This window comes from Sorangium sp. So ce321, from assembly GCF_051530195.1.
In the GTDB taxonomy this organism is placed as follows: Bacteria; Myxococcota_A; Polyangia; order Polyangiales; family Polyangiaceae; genus Sorangium.
In genome coordinates this window covers 1,295,862-1,311,272 of the sequence record NZ_CP150329.1, presented here as the reverse complement: position 1 = coordinate 1,311,272, position 15,411 = coordinate 1,295,862, and the positions used below count along the sequence as shown (strand labels likewise).

General features: G+C 68.1%; 16 protein-coding genes and 1 pseudogene. 8 read left to right on the top strand and 9 right to left on the bottom strand.

What is annotated here, in order from left to right:
- Positions 1–4 precede the first annotated feature (4 nt).
- The 3 genes from WME89_RS05060 to WME89_RS05050 all read right to left on the bottom strand — a co-directional run bounded on the left by WME89_RS05060 (position 5) and on the right by WME89_RS05050 (position 1,773).
- Positions 5–646 carry a TetR/AcrR family transcriptional regulator gene (locus WME89_RS05060; protein WP_438008121.1) on the bottom strand — a complete coding sequence of 214 codons (642 nt, stop codon included), beginning with the start codon at positions 644–646 and terminating at the stop codon, positions 5–7.
- Between the two features lie 264 nt (positions 647–910).
- A complete protein-coding gene (locus tag WME89_RS05055) occupies positions 911–1,570 on the bottom strand; it encodes a hypothetical protein (RefSeq protein ID WP_438008120.1) in 660 nt (219 codons plus the stop codon).
- Positions 1,567–1,773 carry a hypothetical protein gene (locus tag WME89_RS05050; protein WP_438008119.1) on the bottom strand — a complete coding sequence of 69 codons (207 nt, stop codon included), beginning with the start codon at positions 1,771–1,773 and terminating at the stop codon, positions 1,567–1,569. Before WME89_RS05050 ends, WME89_RS05055 begins: the two co-directional genes overlap by 4 nt.
- A gap of 597 nt (positions 1,774–2,370) precedes the next feature.
- Here WME89_RS05050 and WME89_RS05045 point away from each other — a divergent pair.
- Positions 2,371–3,666 (top strand): MFS transporter, encoded by a 1,296-nt coding sequence (locus tag WME89_RS05045; RefSeq protein ID WP_438011889.1) that lies wholly within the window; start codon positions 2,371–2,373, stop codon positions 3,664–3,666.
- 250 nt (positions 3,667–3,916) lie between these two features.
- Here WME89_RS05045 and WME89_RS05040 read toward each other — a convergent pair whose 3' ends face one another.
- The 5 genes and pseudogenes from WME89_RS05040 to WME89_RS05020 all read right to left on the bottom strand — a co-directional run bounded on the left by WME89_RS05040 (position 3,917) and on the right by WME89_RS05020 (position 9,533).
- Complete coding sequence (locus tag WME89_RS05040) at positions 3,917–4,897, bottom strand: quinone oxidoreductase family protein (RefSeq protein ID WP_438008118.1); 981 nt, start codon at positions 4,895–4,897, stop codon at positions 3,917–3,919.
- A 52-nt stretch (positions 4,898–4,949) separates the two neighbouring features.
- Positions 4,950–5,984: pseudogene (locus tag WME89_RS05035) on the bottom strand (3-keto-5-aminohexanoate cleavage protein); the annotation flags it as partial.
- Positions 5,985–6,426: 442 nt separating this feature from the next.
- A complete protein-coding gene (locus WME89_RS05030; protein ID WP_438008117.1) occupies positions 6,427–6,906 on the bottom strand; it encodes a 2,4'-dihydroxyacetophenone dioxygenase family protein in 480 nt (159 codons plus the stop codon).
- Between the two features lie 109 nt (positions 6,907–7,015).
- Entirely contained in the window at positions 7,016–7,975 is a 960-nt protein-coding gene (locus WME89_RS05025) for a TauD/TfdA dioxygenase family protein (RefSeq protein ID WP_438008116.1), read from the bottom strand.
- 499 nt (positions 7,976–8,474) lie between these two features.
- On the bottom strand, positions 8,475–9,533 hold the full coding sequence (locus tag WME89_RS05020; protein ID WP_438008115.1) for an AraC family transcriptional regulator: 1,059 nt from the start codon (positions 9,531–9,533) through the stop codon (positions 8,475–8,477).
- Positions 9,534–9,957: 424 nt separating this feature from the next.
- Between WME89_RS05020 and WME89_RS05015 the strand changes: the two genes are divergently transcribed.
- Genes WME89_RS05015 through WME89_RS05005 form a run of 3 tightly spaced genes read left to right on the top strand, consistent with a single transcriptional unit; the run spans position 9,958 to position 11,632 of the window.
- A complete protein-coding gene (locus tag WME89_RS05015) occupies positions 9,958–10,884 on the top strand; it encodes an alpha/beta hydrolase (protein ID WP_438011888.1) in 927 nt (308 codons plus the stop codon).
- A 15-nt stretch (positions 10,885–10,899) separates the two neighbouring features.
- The gene (locus tag WME89_RS05010) at positions 10,900–11,355 is read left to right on the top strand and encodes a hypothetical protein (RefSeq protein ID WP_438008114.1); all 456 of its coding nucleotides are present in this window, start codon (positions 10,900–10,902) and stop codon (positions 11,353–11,355) included.
- 31 nt (positions 11,356–11,386) lie between these two features.
- Positions 11,387–11,632: a hypothetical protein gene (locus WME89_RS05005; RefSeq protein ID WP_438008113.1), complete on the top strand. Its 246-nt coding sequence runs from the start codon at positions 11,387–11,389 to the stop codon at positions 11,630–11,632.
- Between the two features lie 89 nt (positions 11,633–11,721).
- Here the strand turns inward: WME89_RS05005 and WME89_RS05000 are convergent, their stop codons facing one another.
- A complete protein-coding gene (locus WME89_RS05000; protein WP_438008112.1) occupies positions 11,722–12,660 on the bottom strand; it encodes a helix-turn-helix domain-containing protein in 939 nt (312 codons plus the stop codon).
- 170 nt (positions 12,661–12,830) lie between these two features.
- Between WME89_RS05000 and WME89_RS04995 the strand changes: the two genes are divergently transcribed.
- From WME89_RS04995 to WME89_RS04980, 4 genes are all read left to right on the top strand, one after another.
- Positions 12,831–13,346: a nuclear transport factor 2 family protein gene (locus WME89_RS04995; protein ID WP_438008111.1), complete on the top strand. Its 516-nt coding sequence runs from the start codon at positions 12,831–12,833 to the stop codon at positions 13,344–13,346.
- Entirely contained in the window at positions 13,343–14,260 is a 918-nt protein-coding gene (locus WME89_RS04990) for an NAD(P)H-binding protein (protein ID WP_438008110.1), read from the top strand. The genes WME89_RS04995 and WME89_RS04990 overlap by 4 nt, the downstream gene beginning before the upstream one ends.
- Before the next feature lie 207 nt (positions 14,261–14,467).
- Positions 14,468–14,875 (top strand): PAS domain-containing protein, encoded by a 408-nt coding sequence (locus tag WME89_RS04985; protein WP_437653599.1) that lies wholly within the window; start codon positions 14,468–14,470, stop codon positions 14,873–14,875.
- Positions 14,829–15,368, top strand: a complete 540-nt coding sequence (locus tag WME89_RS04980) for an STAS domain-containing protein (protein ID WP_438008109.1) — start codon at positions 14,829–14,831, stop codon at positions 15,366–15,368. The genes WME89_RS04985 and WME89_RS04980 overlap by 47 nt, the downstream gene beginning before the upstream one ends.
- Positions 15,369–15,411 lie beyond the last annotated feature (43 nt).

Sequence of the window (15,411 nt, the reverse complement as noted above, 5' to 3'; positions counted from 1 at the left end):
TGTGTCACGGGCACGCTCCTCGGGGTTCAGGGCGAGAGAACAGCAGCTTCAGGTACGTTGCGAGGTGGTCGAGGCTCTCGCGCGCCACGCCGGGATCGCTCGCGGCCTTGGCGACGACGAAGGCCCCCTGAATGACCGCTTGCGTGTGCCGGGCGAGGCTCGCGGCGGAGACCTCCTGTCCACGGCCGCAGGCCTCGAGCGCGGCTCGCATGTCGGGCTCGAGCGAGCTCGCGTGGCCGAGGATGCTCGCGGCGCAGGCGTCTCGGATCGCCGGCGAGCTCTCGTAGGTCTCCTGAACCAGCGTGCCCGCGAGGCACGTGAACTCCGGGAAGGGCCCCGCGATCAGCGCCTTGCGGAGCTCGACGTACGCCAGCACGCGATCGCGCGGATCCTCCACCTCGTGATACGGCGCCCCCGCGAAGAGCGTCGAGGTCGACTCGTCCCAGTCCCGGGCGACGGCCACGCCGAGCGCCTCCTTCGTCCGGAAGTGGTGAAAGAAGGCCCCCTTCGTGACGCCCGCGGCGCTGCAGAGGTCGTCGACCGACGTCGCCGCGTAGCCCTTGGCGCGAATGAGGTGGCGCGCGGCGTCGATCAGCCGCTGCCGCGCCTCGCCCAGCTCCGGTTTCGACTTCGTCGGCCTGCCCACGACACGTACATACCGTACGGATGGTATGTACGTCAAGGATGAATGTGGCGATTTCCATGCCCGACCGGGCGATGAGGAGCCCTTCCCCTTCCCGCGGGCCGACGGGCGCGTCGGCAGCACCGCCGTCCCCGCCGTGACGCGTCTCCTGGAGGCGTCGTGTCCTGAGGGCCCCTCTGGCTCTGCCCCGGGACGGCGCCCTGGAAAGAGCGGGTGCGGTCGCAACGCCGAACAGCGATCGCCAGTTCGCCCGCGGGCGACGAGATGCTACGGCGGCGGCCAGCGGACGCCGAGGCCCTGGTGCGGCGAGTCCGCGCTCAGGCGGACGTCGTCCGCGGGGGCCGGCAGCGCGCGCCACACGCCGGGGTGCTGATCGGGCTGCTTCCCCTGGTTCTCCTCGAGCGCCTCGTAGAGCGCGCCCTGGTGCAGCAGGTACGCGCCCTTCGGGTAAACAACGGCGCGCTCGTCCGGGCTCAGCGTCGCGCGGTCGGTCCACCACTCCAGACGCCGGTAGTTCTCGTCGATCGCGCCCGCCATGAAGTCGCGGAAACGGATCCGGGGCACCGCCGCGTTCGGGTTGTCCTCGGCCGTCACGCTGTCGAACAGCCACTTGATGAACGGATAAGGCCCGTCCACCCGGTCGCCCACGAGGACGTGCGGATTGGGCGCGTTGCTGCCCACGCCGAAGACCTGCACTGGCTCGTCCGTGTCGGGGTATACCTCGCCATAGTTGAAGTGGAACCCGAGCAACGTGTTGCGCTCGAAGCGTATCGTGGCGCCGGTGTCCACCGCGTGCGTGTACACCCCGGTGAGCGACGTGTCCGCGAAGTAGTTGTCCGTGAACGCGATCGTGTCCCCGGGCGAGCGCGGGTCGTCCTCGACGCGCGTCGGGAACAGCTCGACGAAGAGGTCGCCCGTCCCGATCACGACGTTGTGGTGAAGCTCGAGCTGCCGTAGCGCTGGCCGAACTGCACATTGCCGTCCTGGTAACGGTAGAACGCCGACCGCCACCGGACCGCCCCTGGACCGATGACGTTGTGGTGGCGGTCCGGGCCGGTGACCAGGGCCGGCTCCCCGCCGGCTTGCATGACGATGGCGCCCTCGAGCGGCGCCGCGTCGCCTGTGACCACGCCGGTCACAAGAAACGTGTGCGGCAGCTCCTCCGGGGCGCCCCGAAACCGGTTCCGACGCTCGCGCAGGTGGTCGTCACGGATGCCGCGCCGGCGCCCGCCGGCCCGGCGCCGCCCTGGCCGGCCGCGGGCGGCGGCGCCTCCGAGCACGCGCCGCCGAGCAGGCAGGCGGCGAGCGCCGCTGGAAGCATGGGTGATCGTAGCCGAGTCAGGGTTCGCGCCGCCGTTCGCATCACGGCAGATCCATACGGTATAGCCGGCTCGGCAGCCTGCCGACCAAGTAGCGCTTGCCATCCGGCCCGGAGGTGCGTCGGTCGATGCGCCAGCACGGCCCGCGAGCTGGGCCGTGAAGATGTCTCCGGTTCGGAAGCGCCCGAGGTCTACAAGACCGCCGTGTGCCACGAGGACGCCGATGAAACGCTGGCCGAGCTCGGCATGGCGCCGAACCACAGGGCGGGCGATTGCGACGTGCCGATGTGCGCGGCATGGATCTGCTGCCTGAAGACCGCGGATCACGCGTCACGTGTGGGTGCGTAGACGTTCGAGCGGCGGCACGAAGCAGGGATTTCCTCGACAGAAAAGGAGACCATCTTGGCGATGCATCCCCCTGAGGCCGAAACGGATAGGCTCCCCGAGACGCCGGCAGTGTCGCGCGCCTACGCCTGGCTGGTCTTTGCCTTGAGCTTTGGCCTGCTGCTGTCCGACTACATGTCGCGGCAGGTCCTGAATGTGGTCTTGCCGTCGCTGAAGATGGAATGGGGCCTGTCCGACACCCAGATGGGGGCCCTGAGCGGCATCGTGGCGCTGACCGTCGGTCTGCTGACCATCCCATTGTCGCTGCTGGCCGATCGCTGGGGCCGCGTCCGGAGCCTGACCCTCATGGCGACGCTGTGGAGCGTGGCGACGCTGGGTTGTGCGCTGTCGACCAACTTCGGTGAAATGGTCGCCGCACGTTCCGTCGTCGGCGTCGGGGAGGCCGCCTATGGCAGCGTCGGTACCGCCGTGGTGTTGTCCGTATTCCCGCGCCGCCAGTGGGCCAGCCTGAGCGGCGCCTTGATGGCCGGCGGCGCGTTCGGCGCCGTGCTGGGCATGGCGCTGGGCGGCTACATCGCCGCGAGGATGGGCTGGCGCTGGTCGTTCGGCGTGACGGCCCTGTTCGGCCTCGTCCTGGTCGTAATTTACCGCTATGCCGTAACAGAGCAACGGTTGCGACCAGCGCATGATGGTCAGCGCGCCGCTGTCGCACAGCCCCCTGTGCGCCAGACGATGACCTTCCGCGCGGTGATGAAGGCGCTAATTTTCACGCCCTCGCTTGTTTGTCTCTATGCCGGCGGCGGTCTGCAGCTGTTCATCATGGGCGCGATACTGGCCTGGATGCCCAGCTACCTGAACCGTTACTACGGCATGACGATCGATCGGGCTGGTGTCACCGCGGCCGTCTTCATCCTGATCGGTGGCATCGGCATGATCGTCTGTGGGGTGTTGGCCGATCGACTGAGCCGCCATCAGCCGGCTCGCGCGTGGATGATGGCGATCGCGTACAGTCTGACCTGTTGCACTTTGCTGGCTGTGGCCTTCCGGCTCGAAGCGGGCCGTCTGCAAATGGTGCTCGTGGGGGCCGGCATGTTGTTCGCTGGGGGCACGGCCGGCCCGGTCAGCGCCATGGTCGCCGGCCTGACCCGGGCGTCCATCCGTGCGACGGCGTTCGCGACGTTGACGCTGGCCAACAGCCTGCTCGGCCTGGCTCCGGGGCCCATGGTGCTCGGCGTCATTGCCGACCGGATCGGCCTCCTCGGCGCCCTGCGGGTCGTCCCGTTCGTCGCGCTCGCGGCCTCACTGGCCTTTGCCCTGGGCGAGCGCCATTCAGGGGCCCGGATGGATGAAAGCCCCTGACCCGAACGACCCCCGAGCGCCCGCGGGACCTGCGCCTCCACGCGCATTTTGCGCCTGCTCGTTCGTGGACGGCGTCGGCCAGGCTGACGACGCCGAGCTCGGCGCCGATGGTGCAGGTGAGCGGCTCGACCTGGATGGAGCCGCGCGTCGGCGTGCGGGCGGCGCCCGATCCGGCGGATGTTGAGCTGACCATTCTGGTCCTCCGAGCTCCGCTTACGTGGGTACGGCGATGGATAGCCGATCTGACGCGCTACACGACAAAGATCGAGGAGCCGGTCGTCCTGCGCGACTCCAGCTCACGGTGCGCCCGCGCCGCGTCCTCTAGCCTGTAGCGCTGGTTGATCTCGATCCGGATCCGCCCCGCGGCGACGTGGCCGAACAGCTCGCCCGCGAGCTCGCCCTTCTCCTCGGGATCAGCGATGTAGTCGGCGAGCGCGGGGCGCGTGACGAACACCGATCCCCTGGCCGCGAGCTGCGCCACGTCGAGCGGTGGGACCGGGCCGGAGGCCGTGCCCATGCACACGAGCAGCCCGCGCGGCCTCAGCGAGGCGAGCGAGCCGGCTAACGTGTCCTTGCCGATGCCGTCGTAGACGACGGACACGCCGGCCCCGCCGGTCAGCTCGCGCACGCGCCTCGCCACGTCCTCGCGGCCGGAATGGATGACGTGATCGCAGCCGTGGGCGCGCGCGATGTCCCCCTTGGCGTCGCTCGACACCGCGCCGATCACGACGAGGCCAAGGAGCTTGGCCCACTGCGAGACGATGAGGCCGACGCCGCCCGCCGCCGCATGCAGCAGGATGCAGTCGCCGGCCTTGAGGGGCCAGATACGGCGCATCAGGTAAGCCGCCGTGAGGCCCCGCATGGTCATCGCCGCTGCCCTCTCGCAGCTGATGCCGTCCGGCAGCCGGATCAGCGGCGCTGCGGGCAGGATCCGCTCGGTGCAGTACGCCCCGAGCGTGTCGAGGAAACCGGTATACGTCACCCGGTCGCCCGGCGCGACATTCGTGACGCCCTCACCGACCGCTTTAACCACACCGGCGGCCTCCACCCCGATGCCGCTGGGGAGCGGCACGGGATAGAGCCCGCTGCGAAAATAGGAGTCCGCGAAGTTGAGCCCGACGGCGACATGCCGGACCCGGACCTGGCCGGGGCCCGGGCTGCCGACGGCGGCCTCCTCCCAGCAGAGGACCTCCGGCCCGCCGGTCTGATGAAAGCGGACTGCATGTTCCATCGAACTCCTCCCGGATCCCGCCCCGGCGCTTGGCCGCCGCGCGCAGCGGCACCCCGCGCTCGCCCACCTTGCGGTTGGGCGCGTAGCCGAGCTTCGCCAGCGTCTCGTCGACGCTCCGATAGATCTGGCCGATTTTGTAGATGCGGCGGGCCTCCTTGCCGTCCGCGAGCTCGCGGCCGAGCTCGCGCGCGATACGGACGGTCTGCTCGATCTGCTGCACGGAGGTCATGCGCTGCCCCTTGCGTCCCCACAGCGTGTCCTCGATACCGCAGCGGGCGTGCAGCCCCATCGCGATCGCCATCGTGTTGATCGGCAACACGTTGCGCATGAGGGTCTCCACCGTCAGACAGGCGCCGTCGGGCACGCGGCGGATGAACTCCATCATGTTGTAGGGGTTCGGCCCATCGAACCCGGCGCCGATGGCGACCCAGGTGACGTTGAGCGGCCCGGTGTAGACGCCGCGGCGGATCAGGCGCTCCACCGTCTCGAGCTGAGGGATGTTGGCGAGCTGGAAGTGGGGCTGGATGCCCGCTGCCGTGAGCCGCCTCAGGTGCTCCTCGACCCAGGCCGGGCCGGCCGGCACGGTCATCTCGCGGTAGGCCTCGCGAACGTCCGGCTGCGCGAACGAGCTGCCGGCATAGTCGTCCTCGGTCATCAGCTCGACCACGTTCATCTGGGTGGTGTTGATCGCGATCGTGACCTGGTCGGGCTTCGGCGAGAGCTCGGTCAGCCTGGGGCGCGTGTCATCGCTCAGCCACTTGGCCTGCTCTCCCTCGCTCTCCGGGGAGAAGGAGATCGATCCGCCGACCTGCAGGAGCATGTCAGGCACCGCGTCGCGCAGGCGCGCCAGCAGCTCGTTGAACATGGCCAGCCGCTTGGAGCCCTTGCCGTCCGGCTCGCGCGCGTGCGCGTGCAGCACGGTGGCGCCCGCGTTGTGACAGTCCACCGCCTTCTGGACCTGTTCGGCCATCGTCACCGCGATGTCCTCCGGAAAATCGGCCGGCTCCCATTCCGGCCCGTACGGCGCGACCGTGATGACGAGCTTTTCTTGGTTCTCTGGGAACAGGGAGTCGTCCAGGAAATCCATATAGGTTCCTCGCCTCAGGTCACCATCGAACGAGGCGGTGTGGACGTCCTGCGCGTCGGCGCGCTGAAGCACGCCGGTGCTGTTCTCCCTGGTCCGTGACTGCTCCGAGCGCAAGGGTGCGGCTTGGTGGAAGCACCCCGGTCGTCCCGGCTCGTCCTCTCGGGGCGGTCGTCGCGGCGCGGGCGCGTCGCGGCGCGGACGCGTCGCGGCGCGGGCGAGCCAGGTCCGCGGAGCGCCGCTGTGCTCAGTTCTCGCGCCGTCCGCGCCCCGGCGCTCCTCGCGGAAGCCGTCGGCGGACTGGGTGCCGCGCGAGGGTGGCGGGTGGAAGCGGGCCGAGGTGAAGCAGACGCGAGGGCTCAACGATAACCATGACCGCTCGCCCCAGGCGTCACGAGGTGAGGGGCAGAAATCTGCGGTTCGGGGTGGCTATCGACAACCCAGATCAGTTGAATGCCGTGAGGTCTTTCGGCTTGATGCCATGCTGCTCGCAATAGGCAAGGTAGCGCTGCATCCCGGTCTTCCAGTTTTCGAGCGCGAAGACGTTGTCGTTCTCGTCGAGAAACGCGAGATCGCCGGTCACCTGAACCAATGTGACCACATATCCGCTTCCGCCTTCCGTGCTGACGACTTCAGGCGTGTGGGCCGATGCGGCGGTCTCGTACACGATGCTGCCGGGCCCGGCGCCCCAGTCGTGCTCCTTGTATTTCCACTTGCCTTCGATCGTGTAGACCATGACCGTACCAGTGTGGTGGTGCCTGGGCAGTTGCAGGTCGAGCGGCGCCTTCATCAGTACGATCCATTCACCCCTGATCGGGTCAAGCTTGAAGTACTTCAGCAGGACGTTTTCTGCATAGGGCGTAAACGGCACCCACGGTAGCGATTCGCCATCGATGACTTCGGTGCCGACGTGTTCGTAGAGCATATCTCTGTCCATTGGTGTGGTTGTGGTCCAAAATTTGTAAACGTGCCAGGGCTACCCGCCTGTCTCTGATGGGCGGATGGCCTGGATGCGCCGGATGGAACCGTTCGGCTCAGGCCAGCGGGCTGCCCATGAGGGTGGCGCGAAGCATCTTTCTTGGCGCACTGCCGTAGTCAGCCACTGCGTAGTGCTGAACCTGCAGATTGTCCCACATGGCAACCGTGTTGGTTCTCCACTTCAGACGCACCTGGTATTCCGGAATCGCGGCCTGAGAGGTCAGATAGTTCATCAGATGATGAGCCTCCGGCATGAAGTCCTGTCCGTACCGGATGTGCTCGAAGCTGAAGAAATTCGAGAAATGGGTCGTGAACGCCGAGTTGACGAACAACACCTTTTCGCCCGTCTCAGGATGGGTGAGCACAACCGGGTGCTCAACACCGGGGGTCTTCGCGGCCATCGCGTGGCGCTCCTCGATCGGCAACTGGGCGCCAAAGGTTTGCTCGGCACTGTGCTTGGCGCACAAGCCATCGATCCGTTGCTTGATGGTGTCGGGCAGTTTTTCATACGCCATCACCATGTTGGTCCATATGGTGTCTCCGCCGGTTTCCGGACCGAGTTCGCAGCGCAACACCGCTCCGCGGGGCGGCGCCTTCTTGAAGGTGACATCGGCATGCCAGATGTTTTCGCGGCTGGACTTTTCGACGTAGTTGGGTTTGCTCGGGTCGAGATTGCGGTACAGCATCAGCAGCTTGTCCGCCTCCGGATGGCTCGGAGCAATGGGATGGGCTTCCAGTTCGGCGAACTGCGCGGCGAAGTTCTGTTGCTCCATCGGCGAGATGTTCTGATCGCGAAAGAACAACACCTTATGCTTCAGCCAAAGCGCCCGTATTTCAGCAATGGCGTCTGGATCCAGGGCGGCATCAGCGAGGCTGATATTGCTGAGTTCGGCGCCGATGGAGGGCGTGCAAAGCTCCACCTTGATCGAATGCCGGCGCACCGATGGCCGGATAATGGCCGGTGCGGTGGGCGTGGCTTGTGAGGTAGTGTCTTGGGGTACGGCGGTCGACGTCATCGATGTCTCCAATCTGTGCTTGTGCGGCGGCGAGCAATATGTGCGTCCTGCAGATGTGGCTTGTCCCTGTTGACGCGCCGTTGACGCGCCCGAGCACGCCTGACGCGCCCGAGCACGCCCGCACCATCGCGCTCGTGGTGGGCACGCGTCCGGTCGCTGATGGCCATCAGCCGATGACCATCGACCAGCCGGGCCTGCTCGCCATCAATGAGCCAGCTCGGTAACAGCGGTACAGGGGCACCCTTTCGTCAGTCCACGAGACCAATAGTATGCATTACGGCCGCGATGCTATTGGCATGGCGGGACATTTTCTTCGCACATTGGGACGCGAGGCCAGGAGCCTCGGCGGGAAAGTGAATAGCGACAACGCTCCGGCGCAGTCCGGGCGGCAAAGCCGGCAATCGCGAGAGCAGGCCGGGATCTGTAACGTCAACGTCAGGAACGTGTAGGGTGCGGCTGGTTCAGGCAGTGTGGCTGGCTGGGATGACGAATGGACGCGTCAGACGCCCTCGAACCTGCCTTCCTGCTTATGCGAGATGGGTCCGGCTGCCGCCTTGCTCTCCCGGTAGCGGGCGGCCCAATCCGAGGGTGCCTTGCCAAACTGACCGCGGAACCAGCGAGAAAAGTCACCGGCAGAGGAAAAGCCGAGAAGTTCGGCGACTTCATACAACTTGCGTTTGCTGTTGGCCAGATACTCCTCGGCGAGCTCAGCACGTACAGCATTGATGATCGTTGTGACACTCTCACCCTCCGGCGCCAGGTGCCGGTTAAGGGTGCGTCGATGCATGCCAAGATGCTGGGCAACCCGATCGACGGAACAAAGTCCGCTTGGCAGCAGCATCCTGACGATCTGGCGCGCCCGCTGCGCCGGCTCGTCGCGGAGGTTGGCCATCTGCATGTCCAGCCATCGCTTCACCTCGCGATGCAGCGTCGGATCTGCAGCGGGGATTGGCATGTCCAGGTCGCACCCGCGGCAAACGATTGAATTGCATTCCTGTGAAAACACAATATCTGTTCCCAGAACGCGGCGGTGCACGTCAAGGCTGGCAGGGCGCTCGTGGGTAAAACTGACTCTTACCGGTCGGAAGGTATTGTGGGTCAGCATTCTCAACGTCCGCAGTTGGATGGCGGTCGACATTTCGATGGTCTGGCGCCAGACGCCATGGCGCTGCATATTCACACCCACGTGCAGCAGCACGACGTCACCTGCGTCGTCAAGCAGCAATTGCACGCCGGCGTTGTGCAGTCGCATATAGCGGACGCAAGATTGCACTGCTGCGCGAAGCGTTGGCTCTTCCCGGATCAGCAGCGCCAGCATGCCCAGGTTGGCCAGGCTTCTCGTTTCCGCGAGCAACAGTCCGAAGGCCTCTTGGCCGGACAGGCGGGCCGACTCCTCCAGCAGCCACCCAACCGACTCGGCACTAATCATCAGATTCGGATCGTCGAGGACGCTGGCCGGCAGCTTGGCCATCCGCAGCATACGAAACGGATCGAGCCCCGCTGAGCGGGCAACGTGCTCATAGTCGGAAAGGCTGGCACTTCGCGTCAGGGTGTGCATGTACCGTCACCTGTCCCAATTTCACAAGATAATGTCCTGGCAAGCTTAGCACAGAACAGCCTGTGAGGGCTACCTTACTACTTAGCAGGGAACCGGGTTCCAGCCGGAAATGCGAGGTTCAGGCCGCTCGCGCCTCGAGATCCACCGTGTCTCGTCCGCTCGAACGTCACTAGTCACCGTGATTACCCTGGACGGTGCCGCTCGTCCCCCGGCGGATCTGACGACCGACCGGTGGCAGCCTTGCGGTTTGCCCGAGGGAATTCCAGTTCCCTGCTTAGAGGCCGAAAATTTCAACAGATGGAGGTAGACAATGGACACGTGCGCTGCAATGCGCATCGGTCAGCCGATCGCCGCATTGGGGCAAGTGGACGCGGACGACCCCGACGCATTCAACCACTGCTTTGCCGAATTCAACGGTATTCGCATGCATTACATCGACGAGGGGAAGAGCCCGCTCGTCATTCTACTGCATGGTTTTCCATACCTGTGGTACATGTGGCGGCGCCAGATCGTGGCTTTGGCCGAGGCCGGCTTTCGGGTCGTCGCCCCCGATCAACGGGGATTTGGGCAAACCGATCGGCCGGATTCCATTGAAGCCTACGATATGAGTCAGGCAGTCGGGGACATGGTTGGCTTGATGGCGGCCCTGGGTGAAACGTCCGCGGTGATCGTCGGACACGACTTGGGCGCATGGGTGGCTCAAGCGGCGGCCATGCTGAGGCCGGATCTGTTCCGCGGCCTCGTGATGATCAGTACTCCGGTGCCACCGCGTGGAAAGGTCAGACCGACCGTCGGCTTGCGGGAAATGGCGAAGGGCAGGGTGTCCCACCACCTGTACTTCCAGCAGATCGGTAAGCCGGATCGAGAATTGGCCAGCGATCCGCGCAAGACATTGCGCAGCGTCTTCTACTCGGTCTCCGGCAGCGCCGTCGGCGCCGAACGCTGGCGCCTGTTCGTCGAACCCGGTGAGCCCATTCTCAACGCCTTCACTGAGCCGAAGGAGTTCCCGTCATGGTTGAGCGCACGGGCGCTCGACTACTACGTCGATGAATACACGCGCACAGGATTTACCGGTGCCCTGAACCACTACCGCTGTCGCGACCGGAACTGGGAAATCACAGCGTTTCTGGACGGCGCGGTGGTGCGCCAGCCGAGCCTGTTCATCGGTGGCGCTGCCGACCCTTCCCTCGAGCCGCTCGAAATTCGCAGTCGCTACGACCGGCTCGACACCCATCTACCCGGACTGCAGAAGAAGGTGCTGCTACCCGGCGTGGGCCATAGCGCGGCGGAAGAACGCGCTGATCAAGTCAACGAATTGCTCCTGGAATTTCTCGAGCAGCTCGAGCGCTAGCCTAAGCTCAGCCGCGTGCGCTGCGCTCGACACCAGCGACGCGCCGAGCTCACCCCTGACGCTGTGCAGGCGATCGTCATCGAGGTTCAGCGCGACGTGGATCCGGACAAGAAGTTCTCGTGGCCGACGTACGTCACGGCCGTGCGCGCCAGGAAGCGCTGCGGCACGGTCGTCCTCGTTCTCGTTGTCGCGCCGGACGCCGGCGTGGCGGCCTGGGCGGCGGAGAACATCGACCTCGGTTTGGGCCTCGGCAACGTCGAGCCGCTGGTGCTCGGTCCGGCCGTCGTACCCGAGATCACCGACCCAGCTGACGCGGAGGAGGAGACGGAGCTCGCCGTGCTCTCGGCGGTGGCGCACGGCAACCGGCCGAACGGGCTCACGGTGGTCCAGGCGGCGCTCGTTGCCCTCGGCCGGCTCGACCAGGAGCACGCGCTGGTCTACTTTCAGCTCATCTCGAACGGGGTTGCGTGAGCCCATGCGGCAGGCTCTGGAGGCGTTGATCATGGAACGGCAGATCGAAGGCGAGGCGACGTTTCCCCCGTTCGTGCAGGAGCTCATCGATCGCGGCAAGCTCGAGGGCATACGTGAGGGCAAGAGGGACACGCTGCTGCGGCTGCTTGCGCGTGCAGGGATCGTGCTGGCCGAGGACGAGAGAGCGCGCCTCCAGGCATGCACGGACATTGCGACCCTCGACCGCTGGATCGATAACGTCCTCGGGGCGAAGACGGCCACCGAAGTGCTCTCCTGACGCTCGACGGACGCGGCCCAACAAGGCGATGAATCAGCCGGGCTTCGCCCGCTGATCGTCACCAGAGCGTTCCCCCGCGCATCACCTCGTCACTCCGCGCCCCCGGCCGCGAGCGCGCCGTCCTCTCGCCGCCTCGCCTGCCGGTAGCCGATGGGGCTCACGCCGTGGGCGCGCGCGAAGGCCCGCGCGAACGCGGGCTCGCTGTCGTAGCCGACGCGCGCGGCGACGACCTTCACGGGGAGCGTCGTCTCGCCGAGCAGGACCGCGGCGCGCTCGAGGCGCAGCCGGCGCACGTGGTGGCCGAGCGGCTCGCCGAGGAGCGCCGTCGCGCGCGCCGCGAACGCCGAGCGGGAGAGCCCGGCCTGGCGCGCGAGCTCCGCGAGCTCCCACCCGCGCTCGGGCGCCGCGCGCACCCGCGCGAGCGCGGCCGCGATCGGCTCGTCCCGGAGCGCCTCCCGCCGCGGCAGCGACGCCGCCGGGTCGCGCAGCGCGCTCGCGAACAGCGCGTGCCCCCACGTCTCGCCCACGGAGCGGCGCAGCGCCGGCGACAGGTCCGGCGCCCCGGCGAGCAGCGCCAGCGTGTCGTTGAGCCAGCGCGCCAGCCCCGGCGTCTCGCCCGTGACGTGAACCGCCGGCGGCAGCAGCGCGAGCCACGGGGCGCCCGCCGCGTCGAGGTGCAGGTCGACGATGACGAGGCGCGTCTCCGGCGCGGCCGCCGTCGCCACGGAGCCCTCGCCGACGGCGTGCATCCCGCGGCAAACGGCCTCCGGGTGCTCGAGCGACGTCGACGGCCGGTCGCGAATGGCGTGCTCGTCGGCGCGCGGCAGGAACACGAGCTCCCCCGCGCCGAGCGCGAGCTGCCGCCGCGCCACGTCGACCCACCCGCCGCCGCAGGTCGCCGCGTACACCCGGGCGGACGCGCGCTGCGCCGGCCGCCGCTTGCCCCAGCGCTCGCCGAGCGCGAAGCGCATCACCTCGGTCTCGCGGACCACGACGCTCCGGGCCAGCTCGTCGAACGCGGCGGACATGACGTCATCGACTCTACTGCGCGCGCCGTCCGGCGCCAGCCCTGGACGCGCGGATCGCGGAGCTGGACGCCCTGCAATCGCGGCGTGCCTACGCTGTCCCTCGCAGACGAGGCGTGCCCACGCCGTCCTCGCGCACGAAGCCGCCCTCGCACACGAAAGGAACGAGCCCGATGAGCGATCCCCGACCGCATTCCCCGCCGGATTCATCAGCGCAGCACGCCCCGCCGCGCTCTCCATCGCAGCCCCCGCCGCACGATGCCGCGCGGGCGCTCGACGCGCACCTCGCGCTGATCGGCCGCGACATGGAGGCCTGGCTCGACCTCTTCGCCGACGACGCGACCGTCGAGTTCCCGTACGCGCCCGCGCTCGGCACGCCGGCCCTCCTCGAGGGCAAAGCGGCCATCCGGCGCTACTTCGAGGGCGCCCTGGAGAGCTTCCGCGACCTGACGTTCCGGGACGTGCGGCGATACCCCACCACCGATCCCGAGGTCGCGCTCGCCGAGGCGCACGGCTCGGCGGTCATCCTCCCCGCGGGCAGGCGCTACGAGCAGGACTACGTGATGCTCGTCGCGACGAGGAACGGCAAGGTCGTGAGGTACCGCGAGTACTGGAACCTCGGGCCCGTCGTCGCGGCCTTCGGCGGCGATCTCATCGCGCAGCTCAGCGCCCGCGCGGGGGCGTCGTGAGCGCGCCCGCCGCGAGCGACGGGCCGCGCGTCCTGATCACCGGCGGCACGGGCAACACAGGGCGCGCCCTCGCCGCGCGGCTCGAGGCCGCCGGGGCGCGCGTGCGCCTCGCGAGCCGAGCGGCGCCCGCCCCCCGCGAGGGCCTGGATCACGCGCGCTTCGACTGGGCCGACCCCGCGACGCACGAGGGCGCGCTCCGCGGCGTCGACCGCGCGTACCTCGTCGCGCCCTCGGTGGTCGAGGACCCCTCGGCGCTCATGCTGCCCTTCATCGACCGCGCGCTCGCGGGCGGGGTTCGCCGCCTGGTGCTGCTCAGCGCGTCGCTCGTGCCCGAGGGGGGCCCCGGGCTCGGCCTCGTCCACCGCGCGCTCCGCGAGCGCGCGCCCGAGTGGGCGGTCCTCCAGCCCTCGTGGTTCATGCAGAACTTCGTCGTTCCGCACAATTTCCGCCTCGAGGGGATCCTCGGGCCCGGCGAGATCACGACCGCGACGGGCGGCGGCCGCGTCGCCTTCATCGACGCCGACGACATCGCGGAGGTCGCCGCGCGCGCGCTCCTCGACAGCGCGCCGCACAACGCCGCGCACGTCATCACCGGTCCGGAGGCGCTCAGCTACGATGACGTCGCGGCCATCCTCTCCGAGGTCGCCGGCCGCGCGATACGCCACGTCCGCGCCGACGAGGCCGCCGCGCGCGCGCACCTCGTCCAGGCGGGGGTGCCCGCGCCCTACGCCGCGCTCCTCGTGCAGCTCGATCTCGCGATCCGCGACGGGGCGGAAGACCGCGTGACCGACACGGTCCAGCGCGTCACCGGCCGCGCGCCCCGCGCCTTCCGCGACTTCGCGCGCGCCCACGCGCACGTCTTCAACGAGCTCCACGAGCCCGCGCGCGCGCGCCGCGACGGCCCGGCCGGGTGAACGTCCCGGTCAGCCGGGCCGGACCGCGCGAGCCATGAGAACCAGCCTCACGGGCTCCGCAGGACAATCGCCCTCACGTCGTGGCTCACACCTCTCGTCCGCACAGCCGTTCTCTTGTAGCCTGGTCCGGTGCTGGCGGACGGCGCCTCTCCGGAGGTCGTCCACCCTCACGGGGTCAGCGGGAATCACGACCGGGGGAGGTGAGCCATGAGTACACGGAACCGCTTTGAAGACTGGCAGGAGTTCCTGGACAACGCCTCACTGGGCGTCCACCTCGTCGACGCGAACGGCAAGATCCTGTGGGCGAACAAGCTCGAGCTGGAGATGCTCGGCTACCGGCCCGAGGAGTACATCGACCGACACGTCGCGGATTTCCACGTCGACAAGGACGTGGTCGACCAGATCCTCTGCACCCTCTCCGGCACCGGCAAGCTGCTCTCGTACCCGGCCCGCCTCCGCGCGAAGGACGGCAGCGTCAAACACGTGCTGGTCAACTCGAACGTCTACAAGCGGGACGGTCAGTTCATTCACACGCGCTGCTTCACGAGCTGTATCTCGGAGCTCGTCTATGATCAGCTCAGGGGCGAGCTGGTCCGGGGCCGCCGTGCCGGGTGATCGCCAGGAGGTCGCCGCGGCCAACCTGCGGCGGCTCGACGACCTCGCGCGGGAGCTCTCGCGCACGAGGGAGATCAACCAGGAGCAGCAGGAGACGATCCGCACGCTGTCGACGCCGATCATCCAGGTGTGGGAGGGGGTGCTGATGATGCCCGTGCTCGGCGCGGTCGACCTCCGCCGGGCCGAGCAGATGATGCAGGCGCTCCTCGGCGCGGTGGCGCGCACCCAGTGCCGGGCGGTGATCATCGACCTGACCGGCGTCGAGTCGATCGACGCCGCGCTCGGGGGCCTGCTCCTGTCGCTGGTGCGCGCGGTGGAGCTCCTCGGCGCGCGGGGCATCATCGTGGGCATCCGCCCCGAGGTGGCGCGCGGCCTCCTCGCGGACGGCGTGGACATCTCGCGGGTAGCCACCCTGTCGAGGCTCCGCGACGCCCTCGTCCTCTGCATGGGCCAGGCGCCGGCGCGCCCCGCGCTGCGCAGCAGCGTCAGGTAGGCCGCCCAGGTTCGTCCTGGTGCGGAGAAGAAGAGAAGAAGAA

Excerpts from the sequence above, each read along its gene's own strand:
- WME89_RS05015 (WP_438011888.1), top strand. The coding sequence starts at position 9,958 with ATGCATTACATCGACGAGGGGAAGAGCCCGCTCGTCATTCTACTGCAT.
- WME89_RS05000 (WP_438008112.1), bottom strand. The coding sequence starts at position 12,660 with ATGTCCGCCGCGTTCGACGAGCTGGCCCGGAGCGTCGTGGTCCGCGAG.
- WME89_RS05030 (WP_438008117.1), bottom strand. The coding sequence starts at position 6,906 with ATGCTCTACGAACACGTCGGCACCGAAGTCATCGATGGCGAATCGCTA.
- WME89_RS04995 (WP_438008111.1), top strand. The coding sequence starts at position 12,831 with ATGAGCGATCCCCGACCGCATTCCCCGCCGGATTCATCAGCGCAGCAC.
- WME89_RS04985 (WP_437653599.1), top strand. The coding sequence starts at position 14,468 with ATGAGTACACGGAACCGCTTTGAAGACTGGCAGGAGTTCCTGGACAAC.
- WME89_RS05005 (WP_438008113.1), top strand. The coding sequence starts at position 11,387 with ATGGAACGGCAGATCGAAGGCGAGGCGACGTTTCCCCCGTTCGTGCAG.
- WME89_RS05045 (WP_438011889.1), top strand. The coding sequence starts at position 2,371 with ATGCATCCCCCTGAGGCCGAAACGGATAGGCTCCCCGAGACGCCGGCA.
- WME89_RS04980 (WP_438008109.1), top strand. The coding sequence starts at position 14,829 with ATGATCAGCTCAGGGGCGAGCTGGTCCGGGGCCGCCGTGCCGGGTGAT.
- WME89_RS05025 (WP_438008116.1), bottom strand. The coding sequence starts at position 7,975 with ATGACGTCGACCGCCGTACCCCAAGACACTACCTCACAAGCCACGCCC.
- WME89_RS05020 (WP_438008115.1), bottom strand. The coding sequence starts at position 9,533 with ATGCACACCCTGACGCGAAGTGCCAGCCTTTCCGACTATGAGCACGTT.
- WME89_RS05040 (WP_438008118.1), bottom strand. The coding sequence starts at position 4,897 with ATGGAACATGCAGTCCGCTTTCATCAGACCGGCGGGCCGGAGGTCCTC.